Raw genomic sequence first — 18,259 nt, forward strand, 5'->3', positions numbered from 1 at the left:
TTCGTCCATGGAACCGCAATGACCTCTTCTCCGATATCCGCCGCCGCGCCGCAGGACGCCGGCCGCGAACGCGCCCGCTGGGGCGGCGTGTTCGCCATGACGCTGTGCGTGTTCGCCCTGATCGCCTCCGAATTCATGCCGGTCAGCCTGTTGACGCCGATGGCGGCCGACCTGGGCGTCAGCGAAGGGCTGGCCGGCTACGGGATTGCCATCTCAGGCGTCTTCGCGGTGCTGACCAGCCTGTCGATCGCGCGGCTGGCCGGCGCCATGGACCGCAGGACGCTGCTGCTGGCATTGACCGCGCTGATGGCGCTGTCCGGCGCCGTTGTCGCGCTGGCCCCGGACTACCCTACCTACATGGCCGGCCGCGCACTCATCGGTGTGGTCATCGGCGGCTTCTGGTCGATGTCGGCCGCTACCGCCATGCGCCTGGTGCCCGCCGGCCAGGTGCCGCGCGCCCTGGCCATCTTCAACGGCGGCAACGCGCTGGCGACGGTGATCGCCGCGCCGCTGGGCAGCTACCTGGGCGCGGTGATCGGCTGGCGGGGAGCATTCCTGTGCCTGCTGCCGGTGGCGGCGATCGCGTTCGCCTGGCAATGGATCAGCCTGCCGCGCATGGCGGCGGCGACCGGCACGACGCGCGCGCAGGTCTTCCACCTGCTGCGGCGCAGGCCGGTGCTGCTGGGCATGGCCGCCTGCGGCGCTTTCTTCATGGGCCAGTTCGCGCTGTTCACCTACGTACGCCCATTCCTGGAGACGGTCACGCGAGTGGATGCCAAGGGCTTGTCGCTGGTCCTGCTGGGCATCGGTGTCTCCGGCTTCCTCGGCACCGTGGCGATCGGTGCGTTCCTGCGGCGCGGCCTGTACCGCACGTTGGCCGTCATTCCGGTTGCGATGGCCGCCATTGCGCTGGTGCTGATTCCCGCCGGTGGCTGGCTGTGGGCCGCAGGGGCGCTGCTGGCGCTGTGGGGCATGCTCGCCACCGCGGCACCGGTGGGATGGTGGAGCTGGGTGGCCAGGAACTTTCCCCACGACGCCGAGGCCGGCGGCGGGCTGATGGTCGCCGTCGTGCAGTGTTCCATCGCGCTGGGTTCGACCGTGGGCGGGCTGTTGTTCGACGGCCGTGGCTACCAGGCCACCTTCGTCGCCGCCGCCGCGATCCTGCTGCTGGCGGCGCTGCTGGCCGGGCTGACGGCGGCGGCGACGAGGCCGCAGGCCGCGGGAGGCGAGGGCTGATGCGCGCCTGCGTCCGCACCGCGCTGCTGCCGGTGGCCTTGATGGCCTGCTGCCCCTTGCGCCGGCCGCATGCGCAAGGGGCGATGATGCCGCTGTCGCCGCAAGTCCCTGGGTTGCCAACACACCGGAGAACCGTTCGATGAAGATCCGCCTGGTGATCGATGGCCACGTACTGCCCGCCACGCTGGAGGACGGCGCCGCCACCCGCGATTTCCTCGCGCAGCTGCCGCTGGCCCTGCAACTGGAGGACTACGCCGCCACCGAGAAGATCGCGCAGCTGCCGCGCCCGCTCACGACCGCGGGCGCGCCCGCCGGCGTGACCCCGGCCGCGGGCGATCTGGCCTTCTACGCGCCGTGGGGCAACCTGGCGATCTTCCACACGCCGTTCGGCTACTCGAAGGGCCTGGTCCGGCTGGGCCGCATCGACGGCGACCTGCAGGCGCTGCGGCGTCCGGGGCCGGTACAGGTCCGCATCGAACCGGCCACGGACGACTGACATCCCGAAGCTCTCACCCAAGAAGCGAGGCATTCCATGGAAATCAAGCGCGCTGGCTCCCAGCCTTCGATCAAGGGCCCGGCCGAGTGGTTCACCGGCACGGTCCGCATCGACCCGTTGAACGCGCCGCCCGAACCGGCGCGCGCATCCTGCGCCGCCGTCACCTTCCGGGCGCACGTACGGCCTGGCATACGCATCCGCTGGGCCAGACGCTGATCGTCACCTCCGGCTGCGGCTGGACCCAGTGCGAGGGCGGACCCATCGTCGAGATCCGCGCAGGCGACGTGGTCTGGTGCCCGCCGGGACACCGCCACTGGCATGGCGCGTCGCCGACCACCGCGATGACCCATATCGCCATCTAGGAAGCGCTGGACGGCCGGAACGTCGAATGGGCCGAGCATGTCAGCGACGCGCAATATCTGGCCGGTCCACCGCGGGATTGAGCAGAGCGGCGGCATGCCGCGACGACGGGCCCGCGCGCAGATGCGAGAGGCCGGCGCATTGCCGACCGCCGCCGCCAAGCGCGCTGACGCCAGCCGCCAGCCTTCTCACGCGGTGAATGCGTCCCGTGCATCGGTGGCGTTGAACGGCAGCCAGCGCAGCCGCGAGCGCGGCGTCGGGTCCATGACGACGCGTTCGACAAGGTCGTGCCGCGTGCCGCCCATGTCCAGTTCGCGTTCGACGGCTGCCAGCCGCGGCGACAATATGCGCAACACCGCTTCGTCGCGGCATACGCCCAGCCACACCCGCATGCCGGCGCCATGCACGCCCGGCCCGTCGTAGGCCGCGAATGCATGTTCGGCACGCGCGGCGAAGGCGTCGAGGTGGGCGTTCGCCACTGCGAACACCAGCGCCACCACGATGCCGCCGGCACCGCCGGGCCGCACTACCGGGTCGACCGCCGGAAGCACGGCGATGCCGCGTCCGGGGTGCAGCGGCGGCATCGGCATCTCGCTGTCGTTGTCACTGGCGGGCAGGATCGCGTTGACCTTGGCGCGGTGCTCACGCCATGGCGGACCGCAGTAAAAGGCGGCGTTGACCACCGGCCGCGCCTGCTGGTCGTGGAATCCGCGCAGCCAAGTGAAACGCTCCGGATCGCCGTGTTCGACGAACTGCCCGGACACCGTGGCGCCGGGCAGCTTCGATGGCGTGCCGGCATGAACCGACGCACCGGCTTTGGCAGCGGCGTCGCATCCGGCTTCACGCGTATCGGACGCCGCGCGGCAAGGCGGAGCAGCGCCGCGATGATTCACGCCACGGCGAGCGTAGCCGGTCTACGGTGCCGGCATGGCACGCAGATCCGTACGCGAACCGCCGCAGTTGGCCAAACCGGTGGACGAGGTGCCGGCCGGGAGCCTGGCCGTCCTGCGCCGGGAAGCGGCCGATTGCCGGCGCTGCCCGCTGTGGCGGCATGCCACGCAGACCGTGTTTGGCACCGGACCGCGCCGCGCGGCGATGATGCTCATCGGCGAACAGCCCGGCGCGCACGAGGACCTGGAGGGACAGCCGTTCGTCGGGCCCGCCGGTCGCCTGCTGCGCGAGGCGCTCGCCGACGCCGGCCTCGATGCCGCCGAAATGTACATGACCAACACGGTCAAGCATTTCAAGTACGAACAGCGCGGCAAGGCGCGCCTGCACAAGCGCGCCAGCGCTTCCGAGCAGGCCGCCTGTCGTCCGTGGCTGGCCGCGGAACTGCTGCAGGTACGTCCGCGCGTGGTGGTCGCGCTCGGCGCGATGGCGGCGCAGACGTTGTTCGGCACTACGTTCCGGATCAGCCGGCAGCGGGGCACGTGGCAGGCACTGGGAGAGGAAACGCAGGCGCTGGCCACATGGCATCCCTCGGCGATCCTGCGCATGCCTTCGCCGCAGCGTGAACGCACGCGTGCGGAACTGGTCGCCGACCTGGCGCTCGCGGCAACGGCGCTTGCCTGACGCAGCGGAGAGTCGCGCATTCATGCGCTTGGTGCATGGGATGCGCGCAGGGCAGGCGGCTATTTGGACAGAGAGCAGAGGCAGTACCCACACGCATTGGCTTTCAAGCCTGATCAACAAATGCGTTCATGCCGAGAGACTTTCTTGTGCGGAGAACGGCGTGTTTGTCGAGGTTTGTCGTCTGCTTCGTGTTGGCAGCATGAGCTTCTTCACGTGCCATCCACGTGTTCCAACCTCAACTGAAGGCGGATCGGGGATCCTGCGAAAAGGCCGCTATATTCCCAGCTCCGAGACGAAGGAGGATTGGAATGTTCCTGACCAAACAGCATCTGAAGACGGCCGGTACGCTGGGTGTGGCGCTCGTCGCCACCTTGAGCCTTGGCGCCTGCGCCACCTACAAGGACGAGTTTGCAACGATCAACACCCGCCTCGATCAGCTCGACGCGCGCGTGCAGGGCGCGGCCCAGAGTGCCGAGTCCGCCAATCAGTCCGCGCAGCGGGCCAACCAGCGGCTGGATCAGATCGAAGGCCGCGTCCAGCAGCTCGAAACGGCACCGCGCCGCAACGCGCGCGGTTGAGCGCTCTTGCCTGGTTCGTGATGGACATCTGAACCTGGAGCCCGGTGGCCTTTGCTGGCCACCGGGTTGCTTTTGACAGTGCAGTCTTCGTTGCAGAGGAGCCCTCCCATCGGCATGTACAGATACGTTGCAGTCCGGATCGTCCATGGCGCGCTGGCAATGGCGCTGGCATGCACGGGCATCGGCGCGGCCAGCGCCGGGGAGGCCGCCGCGCAACCGGCGGCCGCCGTCGACCTGCTTCCCGAAGGCCAGGACGTCTCCGACACGGTGATCGAGCTTGCGGGTTGGGTGGTCGCGACCCGGGACAGCGAGGGCTATCCGTTCGCGATCATGGACAAGGCCGCAGCGCAGATACTGGTGTTCGGCGGCGATGGCCGGCTTCGCGGCGCGGCGCCGGCGCTTTTTGGTTCGGCGGTCGGCGATCACATCGCCCCCGGCGTCGCCGGTCTTGCGCTTCGCGAGATCCCGGGCCGGGACCGCACGACACCGGCGGGTCGTTTCGTGGGCGGCTTCGGCCCCTCGATCGATGCGGGGCGCGTGCTGTGGGTGGACTACGATTCCGCGGTCTCCATCCATCCCACCGCTACCGGCGTTCCTGCCGAGCGACGCCCCGAACGCCTTGCATCGCCGACGCCGGACGACAACCGCGTCACCCATGGCTGCATCAACGTCGCGCCCGATTTCTACGAGCGGATCGTGCGCCAGACGTTCGAGCGCGGTGGGGTTTTCTACGTCCTCCCGGACAAGGCGTCGTTGGCGGAGACCTTTCCGGAGTTCGTGCAGAGCCGCTCGGCCGGGCAACGCACCGGGGGAAGTCGCACACGTTCCGCCCGCCATTGAAGAGCGCGCCGGTGGAGTACTCCGGATGTATGAGACAGCGCAGCTGACATTGTTGCGTGGCGATCTGGTGGTCACGACACCAGTGGCAGATTGCTCCTCGGTGCCACAGGCTGGCCGATTCCTCAGCGGGAAAGACAGACCCACTAGGAAGATCGCGTACGCGGCGCCTTGACTTGGCGCGGTAGGCATCGGGCGATAGTCGCAACGCCGCTCGATCGGCACTCCTGATCGCATTCCACCCGCCCCTCCGTAAGGCGCCGATCAGTCTCCCGCGCTCATCGGTTCGATCTGGGGTTCCCGAGCAAAGGTGATCCGATGTGCAGTGCATGGGTTCGCCATAAGGCTGCGGTTGCCGATGGCGCACTTCCGGATATCCGCGGAAGAAAACACCGCCGGGCGAGGGCACGGTCCGGCCAGGCGTGCCGGACGTGGAGCGCAAACCACGAATGATCCAGGGCCGCCATGCGTGCGTTCCGGTTCCCGCCCCATCGCGGAGCATTCGATGGCGTGGCCGTTTTGAACTGTGCAGAATGCGGATGTCTTCCCAGCCGGTCGATGTCCGCGATGAAACCGTTCTTCAAGCTCGAAGTCCTGTCGCTCTGCCTGGCACTGGGCGTGAGTGCGGGATGCGCTTCTCAATCCCCGGCCATGGCCGCCGATGCGCCGGCTCCCGTTGCGCACATCGTGCCCCTGCCGTACTCGATGCAGACCTCGCCCGGTGAACTGCGGATCGACGGGGCGGTGGCGTTGGAGGGTGGGACGGCCGCGCCCAGGGCCGGGCGCGCAGTGGCCGAACTGCTGGCAACGCTGCACATCGCCACGGCGGATGCGGCCACGCCGCTGCGGCTGCGGCTGGTCGACGACGCGGCCCTGGGCGATGAGGGTTACCGGCTGGTGGTGGACGAGGCGATCGACCTGAGCGCGCGGACCGACACCGGCCTGCTGCACGCGGTGCAGAGCCTGCGCCAGCTGCTGCCGGCCGACGCGTGGCCGGCGTACCGGTTGCCGCGCGTGGCGATCACCGACGTGCCGGCCTACCGCTGGCGCGGCCTCTCGCTGGACGTGGCCCGCAGTTTCCTGCCGGTCGAATACCTTGAGAAGCACATCGACCGCATGGCGCTGTTCAAGTTGAACCGCCTGCACCTGCATCTGACCGACGACCAGGGCTGGCGCATCGAGATCAAGCGCCATCCGAAGCTGACGGAAGTCGGCGGCGCCAGCGCGGTGGAGGGCGGACACGCCGGTTATTACACGCAGGAGCAGCTGAAGCATCTGGTGGCCTACGCGCAGGCGCGCGGCGTCACCCTCGTGCCCGAGATCGACATGCCCGGGCATGTGCAGGCCGCGCTGGCCTCGTACAACGAACTGGCCTGTGCCGACACCAGGAACCTGTCCACCTATTCGGGCGTGGAAGTGGGCTTCAGCGTGTTCTGCCTGGAGAAGCCCGAGGTCGTCTATCCCTTCGTGCACGACGTGCTGGAGGAGGTGGTGGCGATCTTCCCGTCCAATGAAATCCACATCGGCGGCGACGAGATCAAGCACCCGCTGTATGCCGATTTCGTCGGGCGCGCGGCGGCGATGGTGGACGCGATGGGGCGTACTCCCATCGTGTGGGAAGAAGGGTCGGTGGCCGACATGAAGCCCGATGCGCTGCTGCAGCTGTGGAACGACGGCTATGCCATCGACAAGGCGGTCGCCAAGGGCCATCCGCTGATCCTCTCGCCCTGTTCGTACCTCTACATCGACCACGGCAACTACGCCGGTCAGCCCGGCGCGGACTGGTGCCGCGCGGAGGGCGTGCCGCTGAAACGCGTCTACAGCTTCGACCCGACGCCCTTCAAAACGGCGGTGGGGGTCGAGGCGGCGCTGTGGACCGAGTTCGTGCATACCGATGCGGCAGCGGACGACCACCTGTGGCCGCGGCTGGCAGCGGTGGCGGAAGTGGCGTGGAGCCCGGCCGGGCAGCGCAGCTACGACGGCTTCGTGCAGCGCATGGGCGCATTGCGCCCGCAGCTGGATGCGCTGGGCATCCGCTATCACGCCGAACCGGATCTGGGCTGGACGGACGCGAAGGACGCGCACTGAGTGCCGCGTCGGCCTGACAACAGAGTATCGCTCCGCGTTCCGCGCCGGCGGCGGCATGGCGATCGCCGCGCTGGCACGTGCCTCGATGCTTGCAACACAGTCAGGACGGCACGGCGAGTTCGACGGCGTACAGTACCTGGCCGACGCGGAGCGCGGCTATGCGCACCTGCGCAGGGTCAACCCGCGGTACTGCGCTGATCGCAAGGAGAACATCATCGATGACTTCACCGCGCTGATGGCGCTGGTGGAGTTGCACAACGCCACCGGCAAGCAGGCCTATGCGGATGCCCGGTTGCGCGGACGGACACGAATGCTGGTCCGGCCACAATGAGGATGGCCGGGTATTTCGACATGCCAGCATGCCCGCGCCGGGGAATGCGCGTACTACCCGCGAATGCAGACGATGGCTTCGACCTCGAACAGCATGCCGTCGAGCGCCAGCCGCGGCACCGGGATCAGGGTGCAGGCGGGCTTCGGGCCGGGACCGTAGGCGCGCGCGATCTCTTCGCCGAGGACCTGCAGATGCGTTTCGGTGTGGTCGACGATCAGGACGGTCTGCTTGATCACATGCTCAAGGTCACCGCCAACGGCACGAACGGCGGTGCGCAGGTTCTCCAGCGCCTGTCGTACCTGTGCCCGGAAGCCGTCGGCAAGCATGCCTCCTGCGTCCTCGCCGCCTTGACCGGCGATGTACGCCAGCCGTGCGCCGGCTGGCGGAATTCCGATATGCGAGTAGCCGTTCGGTACAGGGTCGTAGAGGCCCACGGGGTTGAGAAACGTCGGCAGGGCTTGGAGTGCATGTGGATTCATTTCGATTGTCTCCGGGGTTGATGGGGGAGCGTGCGCCTGCGGTCGAGACGCATCGTCGAGGCGAGGGCAGGGGCGTGGCGATCTGTCGGCGGATCAAGGGTCAGTCCGTCGCGCTGCGTGCTGTTTTTCGGTTGGCGATCCAGCGGGAGATGCCGTGATGTTCCATGACGGGCACGCAGATATGGCCCTCGCCAATGCGGCCCTCCAGTCGCGCCTGAGTTCCACCGCGCTCTGGTGGGACCGGACCATGCGTACGCGCGATCGGGCATGGCCGCGCAACCGGGACGAATCATTCAAGCCCTGACGCGGTCAGGCCGAACGCCTCGTCCTGGCTGCCGGGAATGGACCTGAAACCGACATTGACCCGGTTCCATGCGTTGATCGCGCCGATGGTGAACGACAGGTCGGAGATTTCCTGTTCCGAGAACTGCGTGCGTACCCGCTCGTAGAGGTCGTCCGGGACGCCCTGTTCGGAAAGCCTGGTCAGGACCTCGGTCCATTCCAGCGAGGCGCGTTCGCGCGCACTGAACAGCGTCGACTCGCGCCAGACGGGAAGGTGATGGATCCGCAGCGGCCTTTCTCCGTGAACGGTCGCCTGCTTGATATGCATGTCGATGCAGAACGCGCAGTGGTTGATCTGCGACGCGCGGATCATGACCAGGTGCCGGATCGACTCCTCGATCGACGATTGGAGAAACAGGGTGTCGAGCTCGACCAGCTTCCTCGCCAGCCCAGCAGACTGCCGCATGAAATCGACGCGTTGGCTCATGGATGTGATCCGTGGTTGAGGGTTGAACAACGATGCAGCCGCAGCGGCGGGCAAACGGTCGCCACGGCAGGTCCTGGAGAACCTAGAAACCAACCGCATACCTGAGGCTGAGCCTGCTGCCTTCAGTGCGATCCTTCGCCAGCGTCTCGACGTAGGCGGTCGCGTGGAACGAGGAACGTCCGCGCGACCAGGCCAGGGAAGGACCGAAGCCCAGCACGCGCTCGCGTCCGGGTAAGCGGTGGCCATCGACACGGTCGTCGGCGATCTGGACGAGGGCGTACATCGATCCGCCGACGCGCAGGTGTCCGCCCAGCGAACGGGAGATCGCCGAATTCAGGTGGACGGCATCGCCAGCCCGGGTCGCGGATGCGGCCGCTCCGGCGCCGGAATCACGATGGGTGCTGGCCCGGAGATAGTGGATGCGCCCGCTGATTTCCCATTCGGGCGATGCCTCCCATGTAAACGCGTAGTGCGGATTGAACAGCCACGCGTTGCTTCCCAAGTCCAGCCGCGCGGGGCGTCCATGGCGCCCGGTCGGCAGTGTCACGTTGAGGTTGAGCCGCTGCCAGAAGGGACGCCCGGCCAGCGAGGTCTGCGGCCATTGCAGGATCAGCGGGCTGATGAAGACGTCGCCCGCTCCCGTCGCATGCAGCGTGGGGCCCGCCGCAGGTTTCATCCGTGCATGGACGAACGGGACGATCGCTTCCGCACCCCGATAGGCACCGAGTACGCGATGTTCGGACAGGTAGCTGGCCTGCGCCAGCAACGCGACGGATGCGACTTCGGGCGGCGCGCCGCTGCGACGGCCATTGGCATCGCGGAAAGTGCTGGCGTGGTAGGCCGACAGTGTTTGCTGGAACAGCCATCCCGGGCCGGCGATGCCGTCCTGGAACGTGCTGTCGCCCAGATTCACCGGCGGCAAGGCGACCCCGGCGCATGCCGGGCCTGCGTCCACCACGCCGGCAGCGATCGCCACGGCCAACGGTGCCAGCCTGCGCAGCCCGGTCCTCATCGCGCGGCCTCCAGCCGGTGCCGGTATGCATGCGCGCCGGCGGCGGCCGCCAGCGCCACCGCCACGACCGGCACCGCCAGCCACGACCAACCGGCGGTGCCGGCGATGGCGCCTGCCGCCGCCGGACCGATCACGATGCCGGCGTTGTTGCCCTGCGTCGCCAGGCCCACCACCGAGCCGAGCAGCGAGGGCCGCGCGGCCAGCCGCGGCGCGGCATCGAAGATCACGACCGGGATGAAGGCGCCCGCGAACGAGAAGAGCACGCAGAGCGCGTACGCCAGTTCGCCGGGCAGCGGCAATAGCAGCATGCCGATGCTGCAGAGCGCGATGGTCGAGAATCCGACCACGAGCAGGTGCGATGCGCGCCAGCCACGCGTGAGCAGGGCGCCGCACGCGATGCAGCCGGCGGCGCCCGCGGCGACGGCGATCGCGCTCAGCATGCCGGCGGCCGCATCGCCCACGTCCAGGCGATCGCCGAGGAGGGTGGGCAGGAAACCGAACAGCGCGAAGAACACGGCGGTATAGGCACAGAACTGGCCGGCGAGGAACCAGGCGCCTCCGCTTCCCAGCGCATCCCGCAGGCTTCGAAGCACGCCGTCGCGCGCCGTCTCGCCAGCGGCCGTGCCGCGCAGCCGACGTGTGCCCATCGCCAATACCACCGCATAACCAGCCAGCAGCGCTGCATTGGCCCACCACAGGCCGCGCCAGCCGAGCCTGCCCAGCAGCGGCGCGGCCAGCATGACGACCGCCATGCCCACCGGCATGAAGGTGGCCCACGCCGCGAACGCCCGTTTCCTGGACGCAGGCGTCGTGGCGGCCACCACCATGGCCGGCGCGGCTACCGTGACGGCGAGGAATCCCAGTCCTTCAAGCGCGCGCGTCGCCAGCAGCGAAGGCAGCCCCGTCGCCAGCGCGCCCAGCGCCGACCCCGCTGCCTGCACCGCCAGCCCCGCGATCACCGCGCGCCGCGCCTGGAGGCGGTCCGACACCGCGCCGATCAGCAGGCTGGTCAGCGCGCCCACCAGCGCGAACGCGGACAGCACCCACGACACGGCGCCCAGGTCCACGCCCAGATCCGCCCGCAGGGACTGCAGCGCCACCGGCACCTTGCCGACCTGGAAGGCGGAGACGATGCCCGCGCCGATCACCAGCACCAGTGCCGCCCTGTCCGTGGCCGGGCGTGGGAGCGCATCGTTCGCGGCGACGGGCGATGTCATGGCGCCGAGTCCGCGTGCACCGCGTCCTGCCTGGCCAGCGCGGCCGCGATCCGTGCGACATGCCGGCCCTGGAACATGGCGCCGTCGAGTTCGTTGTCCGATGGCTGGCGATCGCTGTCGCCCTCTCCGCTGGCCAGGGTGGACGCGCCGTAGGGCGTGCCGCCGGTGACTTCGCCCATCAGCAACTGGCCCTTGAACGAGTAGGGCAGGCCGACGACCACCATGCCCAGGTGCAGCAGCACGGTGTGGGTGGATTGCAGCGTGGTCTCCTGTCCGCCGTGCTGGCTGCCGGTGGAGGTGAACGCGCTGCCGACCTTCCCCACCAGCGCGTCCCGGAGCCAGAGCCCGCCGGTCTGGTCGAGGAAGTTCTTCATCTGCGCGGCCATGTTTCCGTAGCGCGTGGGGGTGCCGAGGATGATCGCGTCGTACCCGGGCAGCTCCGCGACGGTGGCGATCGGTGCGGCCTGGTCGGTCTTGTAGCCGGACCTGCTGGCCACGGTCTCCGGTACCAGCTCCGGTACCCGTTTGATCGCCACCTCGGCGCCGGTTTCGCGGGCGCCCGCGGCCACGGCTTTTGCCATGGTTTCGACATGGCCGTAGGCCGAGTAATACAGCACCAGGATCCTGGGCATGGCGACGTTTCCGAAGGGGTGTGCGGATACGTTCGCAGTCATGAACGATCTGCGGAAGTGCTAATATTTCGCAGAATCCGATCTAATGGATGGATCATGCTGGACGCCCTGACCCTGGACCAGCTGCGCGTGCTCGTCGCCGTCGCCGAGACAGGAAGCTTCCGTTCCGCCGCCAAGCGCATCCTCCGGGTGCAGTCCGCGGTGAGCCATGCCATCGCGACGCTGGAAGCCCAGCTCGGCGTCACGCTTTTCGACCGCTCCGCCCGACGCCCGGACATGACCCCGGAAGGCCGCGCCCTGCTCGCCGATGCCAAGGCGATCCTGCTCAGGGTGGACGCCATGCGCGCCCGCGCGCGCGGCCTGGGCGAAGGCGTCGAACTCGGTGTTTCGCTGGTGGTGGACACGCTCTTCCCGGTGGCGTCCCTGGCGCATGCATTGCGGGCCCTGCGCGACGCCTATCCCTCCGTGGCCGTGCACCTGCGCACCGCCCCCTTGGGGGAGCCGCTCGCCGCGCTGCGCGATGGCCGCTGCACGCTTGCCATCACCGTGGGCGAGGAGTTCCGCGAGCCGCAGATCCAGCTGGAGGCGCTGTCGCCGATCCCGTTCGTGACGGTCGCGGCCGCCGGTCACCCGCTGTCGCGGCGGGAACAGCCCGGGCAGGTGGACCCCGCCGAGCTGGCCGAGCATCTCCAGATCGTGCTGGAAGACACCACGGCGCGGACCGCCGGCAAGGATTTCGGCGTTCTTTCGCCCGGGACGTGGCGCGTCGCGGGCCAGGACATCAAGCACGCCATGATCCGCGAAGGCCTGGGCTGGGGCCGGTTGCCCCTGTGGGCGGTGGAGGAGGACCTGGCGCGGGGACGACTCAGCCGGCTCGACGTCGCGGCGCTGGGGCGGCACGGATGCGTGGAACTGGAGGCCTACCTCGCGCATCGCCGCGACCAGACGCTGGGGCCCGCGGCGCGCGTGCTGCGCGCGGGCCTGCTCTCGCATCTGCATGGCGGCGTGCCTGCACACGGCTGATGCCCGTCAGCCCTATGGCCGGCGAAGACGTCAGATGCGGGCGTCATCCACGTGCTCCCCAAGCACGAACGTGCAGCGGCCAACTTCTTCGAAACCGCACCGGGCATGGAACCGCTTCGCCCGATCGTTGTGGTCGAACACCGTGAGAAGGTTCCCCGGCCCCGGGATCATGGGCGTCGCGAAGGCGCATGCCCTCGACGCCTGCACGGAGCCGGTGCCGTGCCAATCGGCAAGCACATGGATCTGCTGCAACCTGAGCGCGGACGGGGCGGGGGGGGCGCCCGCGTCCTGAGCGGGTCAGTCTTGCGTAGCGATCGGCGCGCCGTCGGCGAGCGTTGCCATCCTCCTGGCGAAGCCGTGCGGCGCCAGGAGGACGGACTTCCGCGCAATGGCGCCGACGGCTGGGTGTGGCCCGGAAGGTGCGCGGCACGATCGCGCCACAGCAGGAACGTACCGGTGGAAATGACGGTGGATTCTCTTTCTGGTTCCTCGTGCGTGCGCGCCGTCCGCGACCGGCCCGCGCGCGCGATGCGCGATGCCGGCCTACGCCGGCCAGTCCACCCATTCGCCCGGCGCCAGCTCCTGCACGGCGATGGAGCGCTCGCGCGCGACGCGGCGCAGCTCGCCGATGGGATCGTCGACTTCGACGTACTCCTTCATTCCGGACACGCCGTAGTGGATCGGCACGAGCAGCCGCGCGCCGAGGACGGCTGCCGCGGCCACCGCCTGTTCCGGCGTCAGCACGCCGGGCTGGTCGCTGACGGGCTGGCGCCAGCCGAAGCGTGCACCGTTGACCGGCAGGAAGGCGGCATCGAAGGGCCCGAACTGGCGGGCGATGCGCCACCAGTTCCCGTGCCAGAGCGTGTCGCCACCGTGGAAGATGTGCCGCCCGCCCGCCGCGACCACCCAGGACACCTGGGCATCGCCGTAGCCATCCGCCGCCGGCACCGGCGTGGCGGTGAAATCGCCAAGCAGTTGCGGCTCCCACAGCGGACTGGGCCGCGCGCGGACGCCGGCGGGCAGGGACAGCGGCGGGATGCCCGCCGGATGCGCCAGTACGCCGCCGCGATGCAGCGCGGCGGCGGCCGCCATGGCGTCGAAGTGGTCCGGATGGGCATGGGTGACCAACACGCTGGTATCGCCCACGGCGTCGTCCACCGGCACCAGCCGGTCGGCAAGCGCTCCGCCCCAGGCATCGGGGTTCACCAACGGATCGATGAAAAGGGTCGACCCAGGCAGCTGCAGGCGGATGCCCGCCCAGGCCAGGCGCTGGATGCGCAATGAGGCGCGTGCGGGCGATGCCCGCAGCATCCCGGCCGGCAACAGCGCGGCCGCGGACGCACTGGCGCAGCAGGCGAGGAATCGCCGGCGCCCTTCGCTGGGCGGCCTTCCGTCCATCCGGTGGCTCATGCGGCCTTCTCCAGCGCTGCAAGCGATGCGTCCAGCGCGAAGATCGATTGCGCGACGATGGCTTCCAGGTTGTTGCCGTGCCATTCGCGCTCGAACGCGGTGGGCACGACCTGCGGCGCCAGGCAGTCCTCGATGCGGATGGCCGCGATGCGGGCCGCCACGTCCGGCGCCGGCGCCTGCGTGCGGATCCGCACCACGCTGTCCTGGATCCGCGCCAGGTAGTGCAGCGCGTTGTCGAGCACGGCCGCATCGAAGGCGCCGATGTGCCCGCCAACGATACGGCCGCGTCCGAACTGGCGGATGCGGCCGATGGCGGCGCGCTGCAGCGCGGGGTCGGCCCTGGACAGATAGACGATATTGCCGACGATGTTGTCGCCGACGCAGACCAGATCGGCGGTCGGCACGTCCACGCTGAAGTGGTCCATGGTCTTGCCGGGGTTGTACAGCAAGCGCAGCTGGTGCCGTCCCCAGCGCACGGCCATGTTGTCGAGGATGAGGTCCGGTTCCCGGTAGAACGCCGCGACCAGGCGGTTCTGCGACAGGAACGCATGGCGGAAATGCCGGTGGGCCATGACCAGAGCATCGGGAAACAGGGACAGCCCCGCGATGTGGTCGCTCATGAAATGGGTGGACGCGATCATGCGCACGGTCTTGCCCATTCCATCGCAGAGCACGCGGCGCAGCTCCTCCGCGTCCTCCGTGCTGCCGAGTGAATCGACCAGCAGCACGTTGTCGCCATCGATGAATGCGGTGGCGACGGATTCGACGGAATCGCCTACGAACATCACCACATCGGAACACAGTTCTTCTACTCGCACGGCAGGGCCTCGGGTTGGGACGACGGCATCGTCGCCAGCGCGAAAGGCGGTGACAAACGAGTTGTTCTGGCCGTTCGCGTTAGAAAAACTAATGCGATACGATGCCGCGACCCTGGTCGCCCCGGACGCCCGTGAAGCCGCGCCATCCCGCTCCCCTCAATGCATTGCGCACGTTCGAGGCCGCGGCGCGCCACCTCAGCTTCAACACCGCGGCCAGGCAGCTCTTCGTGACGCCGGCAGCGGTCAGCCACCAGGTCAAGCATCTCGAGGCGTACCTGGGCGTCGCCCTGTTCCAGCGCAACCACCGGTCGGTCGCGCTGACCCCGGAGGGCCAGGCGCTGGCCGCGACGGTGGGCGAACTGTTCGGGCAGCTGGACCTGGCGATAGACCGCGCGATGTCGCGCGCATCGGCGCAGCTGCGGGTGACGACGATGGAATCGTTCGCCGCGAAATGGCTGGCGCCGCGACTGCACCGCTTCCACCACGCATGGCCGGACATCCGGGTGCGCATCGTCACCGGCGACGCGCATGCCGATTTCGCGCGCGAAGGCTTCGACGTCGGCATCCGCTACGGACCGGGAGGCTATGCGGGCGTGCAGGCGGAGCCGTTGATGGAAGCGCAGGTGTTTCCCGTCTGCGCGCCGTCGCTGCTGGCCGATGCCTCGCGCCCTCTCCAGCGTCCCGACGATCTTCGGCACCACACACTGTTGCATGACGAAAGCTCGTCGGGCCGGCCGGGCGTGCCGGCATGGCCGGACTGGCTGAAGGCCGTCGGCGCCAAGGACGTGGACGCGCAGCGCGGCCCCATCTTCGCCAGCATTTATCTTGCGCAGGAAGCCGCCGTCGCCGGCCACGGCATCGCGCTGGGCGTCGCACCGCTGGTGGAGGAAGACCTTCGCCAGGGCCGCCTCGTCAGGCCGTTCATGCACGGCTCGGACAATGCGTACAGGTTCTGGCTGATCCGGAGCCCGGCCGAGCCCGACGCCGGTGCGGAAGCGTTCTGCGCCTGGCTCCGGGAAGAAGCGTCGGGCGATTCGGCATCCGCGCTGCGAACGCCGGATTGAGGGTGGGCAGGAACCCGGCGATGCCCAGCCCGGCGGGCAGGCGGCAAGGACGTTTCCGTATTGGCCAGGTCGGCGATCGGCGAGAGGATCGAGGCGGCGAACGGCGACAGGGAACCTCCTGCGCGGACGCGGCGCGGCCGGTCGGCATGGACGAGGGCGGCACGAGGCAAGCGCCATGTGACGCCACCCTCTCCGTCACCCATTCCGGCGCATTTGGCGTTTTTCAATCTACCGATGCCAGCCCTCGGAAACGCGCCGGGCTTCCGCTGGCCATCAGCTCAACAGTTCACGTCGGATGATTTCCGCGCCAGCGCTCAGGGCAAGCAGCTTGCCTCTGGCCACCCGTCGCGACAGGGGGGCCATGCCGCAGTTGGTGGATGGATAGAGTTTGTCCGCATCGACAAATCGAAGTGCGTTCCGCAAGGTGTTCGCCACTTCATCCGGCGTTTCGATGGTGTCGCTGGCCACGTCAATGGCGCCTACCATCACTTTCTTGCCGCGAACCAGTTCGATCAGATCGATCGGCACATGTGAGTTCTGGCACTCCAGTGAAATGATGCCGATGCTGGACTGCTGCAGCTTCGGGAAGGACTCCTCGTACTGGCGCCACTCCGAGCCCAGCGTCTTCTTCCAGTCGGTGTTGGCCTTGATTCCATAGCCGTAGCAGATATGCACGGCGGTCTCGCACTTCAGCCCTTCAACCGCGCGTTCCAGGGCGGCAACGCCCCAATCATTCACTTCGTCGAAGAAGACATTGAAGGCGGGTTCGTCGAACTGGATGATGTCAACGCCCGCCGCTTCCAGCTCCCTGGCTTCCTGGTTGAGAATCCCGGCGAATTCCCAGGCCAGCTTTTCGCGGCTCCTGTAGTGGGCGTCGTAGAGCGTGTCGATCATCGTCATCGGGCCGGGCAGGGCCCATTTGATCGGCTGCCTGGTCTGTTGGCGCAGGAACCTGGCATCGTCGACGAAGACCGATTTGGGTCTACTCACCGCACCCACGACCGTCGGCACGCTGGCATCGTAGCGGTCGCGGATGCGCACGGTCTCACGCTTCTGGAAGTCCACGCCCTCAAGGTGTTCGATGAAGGTGGTGACGAAGTGCTGGCGGGTCTGCTCGCCATCGCTGACGATGTCGATGCCGGCCTGCAGTTGTTCGTGCAGCGAAAGACGCAGGGCATCCTGCTTGCCTTCAACCAGTTCCTCGTCCTGCAGCTTCCAGGGGGACCAGAGCTTCTCGGGTTGAGCGAGCCAGGACGGCTTGGGCAGGCTGCCGGCGGTTGACGTGGGCAACAGTTTCTTCATGACGGGTGATTTCTTGTTCCGGGTGATGGTCAGAGCGCGCAGGCGGCGGCCCACTGCTCAAGCGTCTGGCGGTAAGGATTGATGAAGTTCTCTTCCGTGAACTTTCCCTGCTTGACGGCCAACTGGCTGCGTTCCTCGCGGTCATAGACGATCTTGGTCAGGGAGTAGTCCTGGTGCTTCAAACTGGGCTGGTAGACGCTCCCGGCGGCCGAGTTGGCGTTGTAGATCTCCGGCCGGTAGATCTTCTGGAAGGTCTCCATCGTGCTGATGGTGCCGATCAGCTCCAGGTCCGTGTAGTCGCCGGGCAGGTCGCCGAAGAAGTAGAAGGCCAGCGGCGCAACGCCGTTCGGCGGCATGAAGAAGCGCACCTGCATGCCCATCTTCGCGAAATAGTGATCGGTCGAGGAAAGCTCGTCCTGCAGGTATTCCACGCCCAGCACCGGGTGCTGGTTCGCGGTGCGCTGGTAGATCCTGCTGCTCGATGCGCTGATGCAGATCACCGGCGGCTTCCCGAAGTGGGCCTTGTAGGCGTCGGAGCTCACGAAGTGCTTGAACAGCTTGCCGTGCAGGTCGCCGAAATCCTCCGGCGTGCCGAACACCGGCCGGGTGCTGTTGTATGCCGGCAGCAGCACGCTGAAGTCGTAGTCACGCACGTAGGAGGAGAAATTGTTCCCGGCAATGCCCTCGATGCGCGCCCCGGTTCTGCCGTCGACGATGGTGGTCTTCAGTATCTCGATCAGCGGGAAGGCGGCGGCCGCGCCATGGGCACTCATGTCCATCTCGACGGAGACGATCTCCAGCTCGACGGCATAACGATCCCCGGTGGGGTTGTCCCAGTCGGCCAGGCTGTTGAAGCGGTTGTCGATCATCTTCAACGTGTTGCACAGGTTTTCCTGGCGACGGGTGCCCCTGGCCAGGTTGGCAAAGTTGGTGGTCAGGCGCGTGCTGTCCGAGGGCTGGTAGTTTTCATCGAAGCGGATGCGCTTGATGCTGAATTCAAAGTTCTCTTTCATGGCGGTCCGTTACCGTAGGTTC

19 protein-coding genes and 1 pseudogene are annotated in these 18,259 nt (G+C 68.1%); 10 read left to right on the forward strand and 10 right to left on the reverse strand.

From position 1 onward, the window contains the following. Window positions 1–18: 18 nt before the first annotated feature. From CQ393_RS02080 to CQ393_RS02090, 3 genes and pseudogenes are all read left to right on the forward strand, one after another. Window positions 19–1,236, forward strand: coding sequence for an MFS transporter (locus CQ393_RS02080; protein WP_153189970.1), 1,218 nt, complete (start codon window positions 19–21; stop codon window positions 1,234–1,236). A 139-nt stretch (window positions 1,237–1,375) separates the two neighbouring features. After that, window positions 1,376–1,732: a cyclophilin-like fold protein gene (locus CQ393_RS02085; protein WP_153189971.1), complete on the forward strand. Its 357-nt coding sequence runs from the start codon at window positions 1,376–1,378 to the stop codon at window positions 1,730–1,732. 36 nt (window positions 1,733–1,768) lie between these two features. Further along, window positions 1,769–2,175: pseudogene (locus CQ393_RS02090) on the forward strand (cupin domain-containing protein). 105 nt (window positions 2,176–2,280) lie between these two features. Here CQ393_RS02090 and CQ393_RS02095 read toward each other — a convergent pair. After that, on the reverse strand, window positions 2,281–2,985 hold the full coding sequence (locus tag CQ393_RS02095; RefSeq protein WP_153189972.1) for a hypothetical protein: 705 nt from the start codon (window positions 2,983–2,985) through the stop codon (window positions 2,281–2,283). Between the two features lie 34 nt (window positions 2,986–3,019). Between CQ393_RS02095 and CQ393_RS02100 the strand changes: the two genes are divergently transcribed. The 5 genes from CQ393_RS02100 (at window position 3,020) to CQ393_RS02120 (ending at window position 7,498) form a co-directional block, all read left to right on the forward strand. Then, window positions 3,020–3,664, forward strand: a complete 645-nt coding sequence (locus CQ393_RS02100; protein WP_153189973.1) for a UdgX family uracil-DNA binding protein — start codon at window positions 3,020–3,022, stop codon at window positions 3,662–3,664. 308 nt (window positions 3,665–3,972) lie between these two features. After that, window positions 3,973–4,242: a hypothetical protein gene (locus CQ393_RS02105; RefSeq protein WP_153189974.1), complete on the forward strand. Its 270-nt coding sequence runs from the start codon at window positions 3,973–3,975 to the stop codon at window positions 4,240–4,242. Window positions 4,243–4,356: 114 nt separating this feature from the next. Further along, complete coding sequence (locus tag CQ393_RS02110) at window positions 4,357–5,082, forward strand: hypothetical protein (RefSeq protein ID WP_228114225.1); 726 nt, start codon at window positions 4,357–4,359, stop codon at window positions 5,080–5,082. 564 nt (window positions 5,083–5,646) lie between these two features. Next, window positions 5,647–7,167 (forward strand): beta-N-acetylhexosaminidase, encoded by a 1,521-nt coding sequence (locus tag CQ393_RS02115; RefSeq protein ID WP_194269552.1) that lies wholly within the window; start codon window positions 5,647–5,649, stop codon window positions 7,165–7,167. 55 nt (window positions 7,168–7,222) lie between these two features. Next, window positions 7,223–7,498, forward strand: coding sequence for a hypothetical protein (locus tag CQ393_RS02120; RefSeq protein ID WP_153189976.1), 276 nt, complete (start codon window positions 7,223–7,225; stop codon window positions 7,496–7,498). A gap of 53 nt (window positions 7,499–7,551) precedes the next feature. On the opposite strand, the gene CQ393_RS02125 is transcribed toward CQ393_RS02120, so the two are convergent. The 5 genes from CQ393_RS02125 to wrbA form a co-directional block, all read right to left on the reverse strand. Next, window positions 7,552–7,977, reverse strand: coding sequence for a RidA family protein (locus CQ393_RS02125; protein WP_153189977.1), 426 nt, complete (start codon window positions 7,975–7,977; stop codon window positions 7,552–7,554). Between the two features lie 289 nt (window positions 7,978–8,266). Continuing rightward, on the reverse strand, window positions 8,267–8,746 hold the full coding sequence (locus tag CQ393_RS02130) for a carboxymuconolactone decarboxylase family protein (RefSeq protein WP_153189978.1): 480 nt from the start codon (window positions 8,744–8,746) through the stop codon (window positions 8,267–8,269). 82 nt (window positions 8,747–8,828) lie between these two features. Then, window positions 8,829–9,758, reverse strand: a complete 930-nt coding sequence (locus CQ393_RS02135) for a transporter (protein WP_153189979.1) — start codon at window positions 9,756–9,758, stop codon at window positions 8,829–8,831. Continuing rightward, on the reverse strand, window positions 9,755–10,912 hold the full coding sequence (locus CQ393_RS02140) for an MFS transporter (RefSeq protein WP_343199456.1): 1,158 nt from the start codon (window positions 10,910–10,912) through the stop codon (window positions 9,755–9,757). The genes CQ393_RS02135 and CQ393_RS02140 overlap by 4 nt, the downstream gene beginning before the upstream one ends. Before the next feature lie 59 nt (window positions 10,913–10,971). Beyond that, a complete protein-coding gene (gene wrbA, locus CQ393_RS02145) occupies window positions 10,972–11,607 on the reverse strand; it encodes an NAD(P)H:quinone oxidoreductase (RefSeq protein ID WP_153189981.1) in 636 nt (211 codons plus the stop codon). A gap of 96 nt (window positions 11,608–11,703) precedes the next feature. Between wrbA and CQ393_RS02150 the strand changes: the two genes are divergently transcribed. Further along, entirely contained in the window at window positions 11,704–12,630 is a 927-nt protein-coding gene (locus CQ393_RS02150) for a LysR family transcriptional regulator (protein ID WP_153189982.1), read from the forward strand. A gap of 543 nt (window positions 12,631–13,173) precedes the next feature. Here CQ393_RS02150 and CQ393_RS02155 read toward each other — a convergent pair. Next, window positions 13,174–14,040, reverse strand: coding sequence for an MBL fold metallo-hydrolase (locus CQ393_RS02155; protein ID WP_228114226.1), 867 nt, complete (start codon window positions 14,038–14,040; stop codon window positions 13,174–13,176). Further along, window positions 14,037–14,825 carry an MBL fold metallo-hydrolase gene (locus CQ393_RS02160; protein WP_153189983.1) on the reverse strand — a complete coding sequence of 263 codons (789 nt, stop codon included), beginning with the start codon at window positions 14,823–14,825 and terminating at the stop codon, window positions 14,037–14,039. Before CQ393_RS02160 ends, CQ393_RS02155 begins: the two co-directional genes overlap by 4 nt. Window positions 14,826–14,989: 164 nt before the next feature. Between CQ393_RS02160 and gcvA the strand changes: the two genes are divergently transcribed. Beyond that, window positions 14,990–15,922, forward strand: a complete 933-nt coding sequence (gcvA, locus tag CQ393_RS02165; protein ID WP_194269553.1) for a transcriptional regulator GcvA — start codon at window positions 14,990–14,992, stop codon at window positions 15,920–15,922. Between the two features lie 273 nt (window positions 15,923–16,195). Here gcvA and CQ393_RS02170 read toward each other — a convergent pair whose 3' ends face one another. Beyond that, window positions 16,196–17,224: a methionine synthase gene (locus tag CQ393_RS02170; RefSeq protein ID WP_153189985.1), complete on the reverse strand. Its 1,029-nt coding sequence runs from the start codon at window positions 17,222–17,224 to the stop codon at window positions 16,196–16,198. A 29-nt stretch (window positions 17,225–17,253) separates the two neighbouring features. Then, window positions 17,254–18,237 (reverse strand): DUF1852 domain-containing protein, encoded by a 984-nt coding sequence (locus CQ393_RS02175; protein WP_153189986.1) that lies wholly within the window; start codon window positions 18,235–18,237, stop codon window positions 17,254–17,256. Window positions 18,238–18,259: the final 22 nt, after the last annotated feature.

The organism is Stenotrophomonas sp. MYb238 (assembly GCF_009496535.1).
GTDB lineage: Bacteria > Pseudomonadota > Gammaproteobacteria > Xanthomonadales > Xanthomonadaceae > Stenotrophomonas.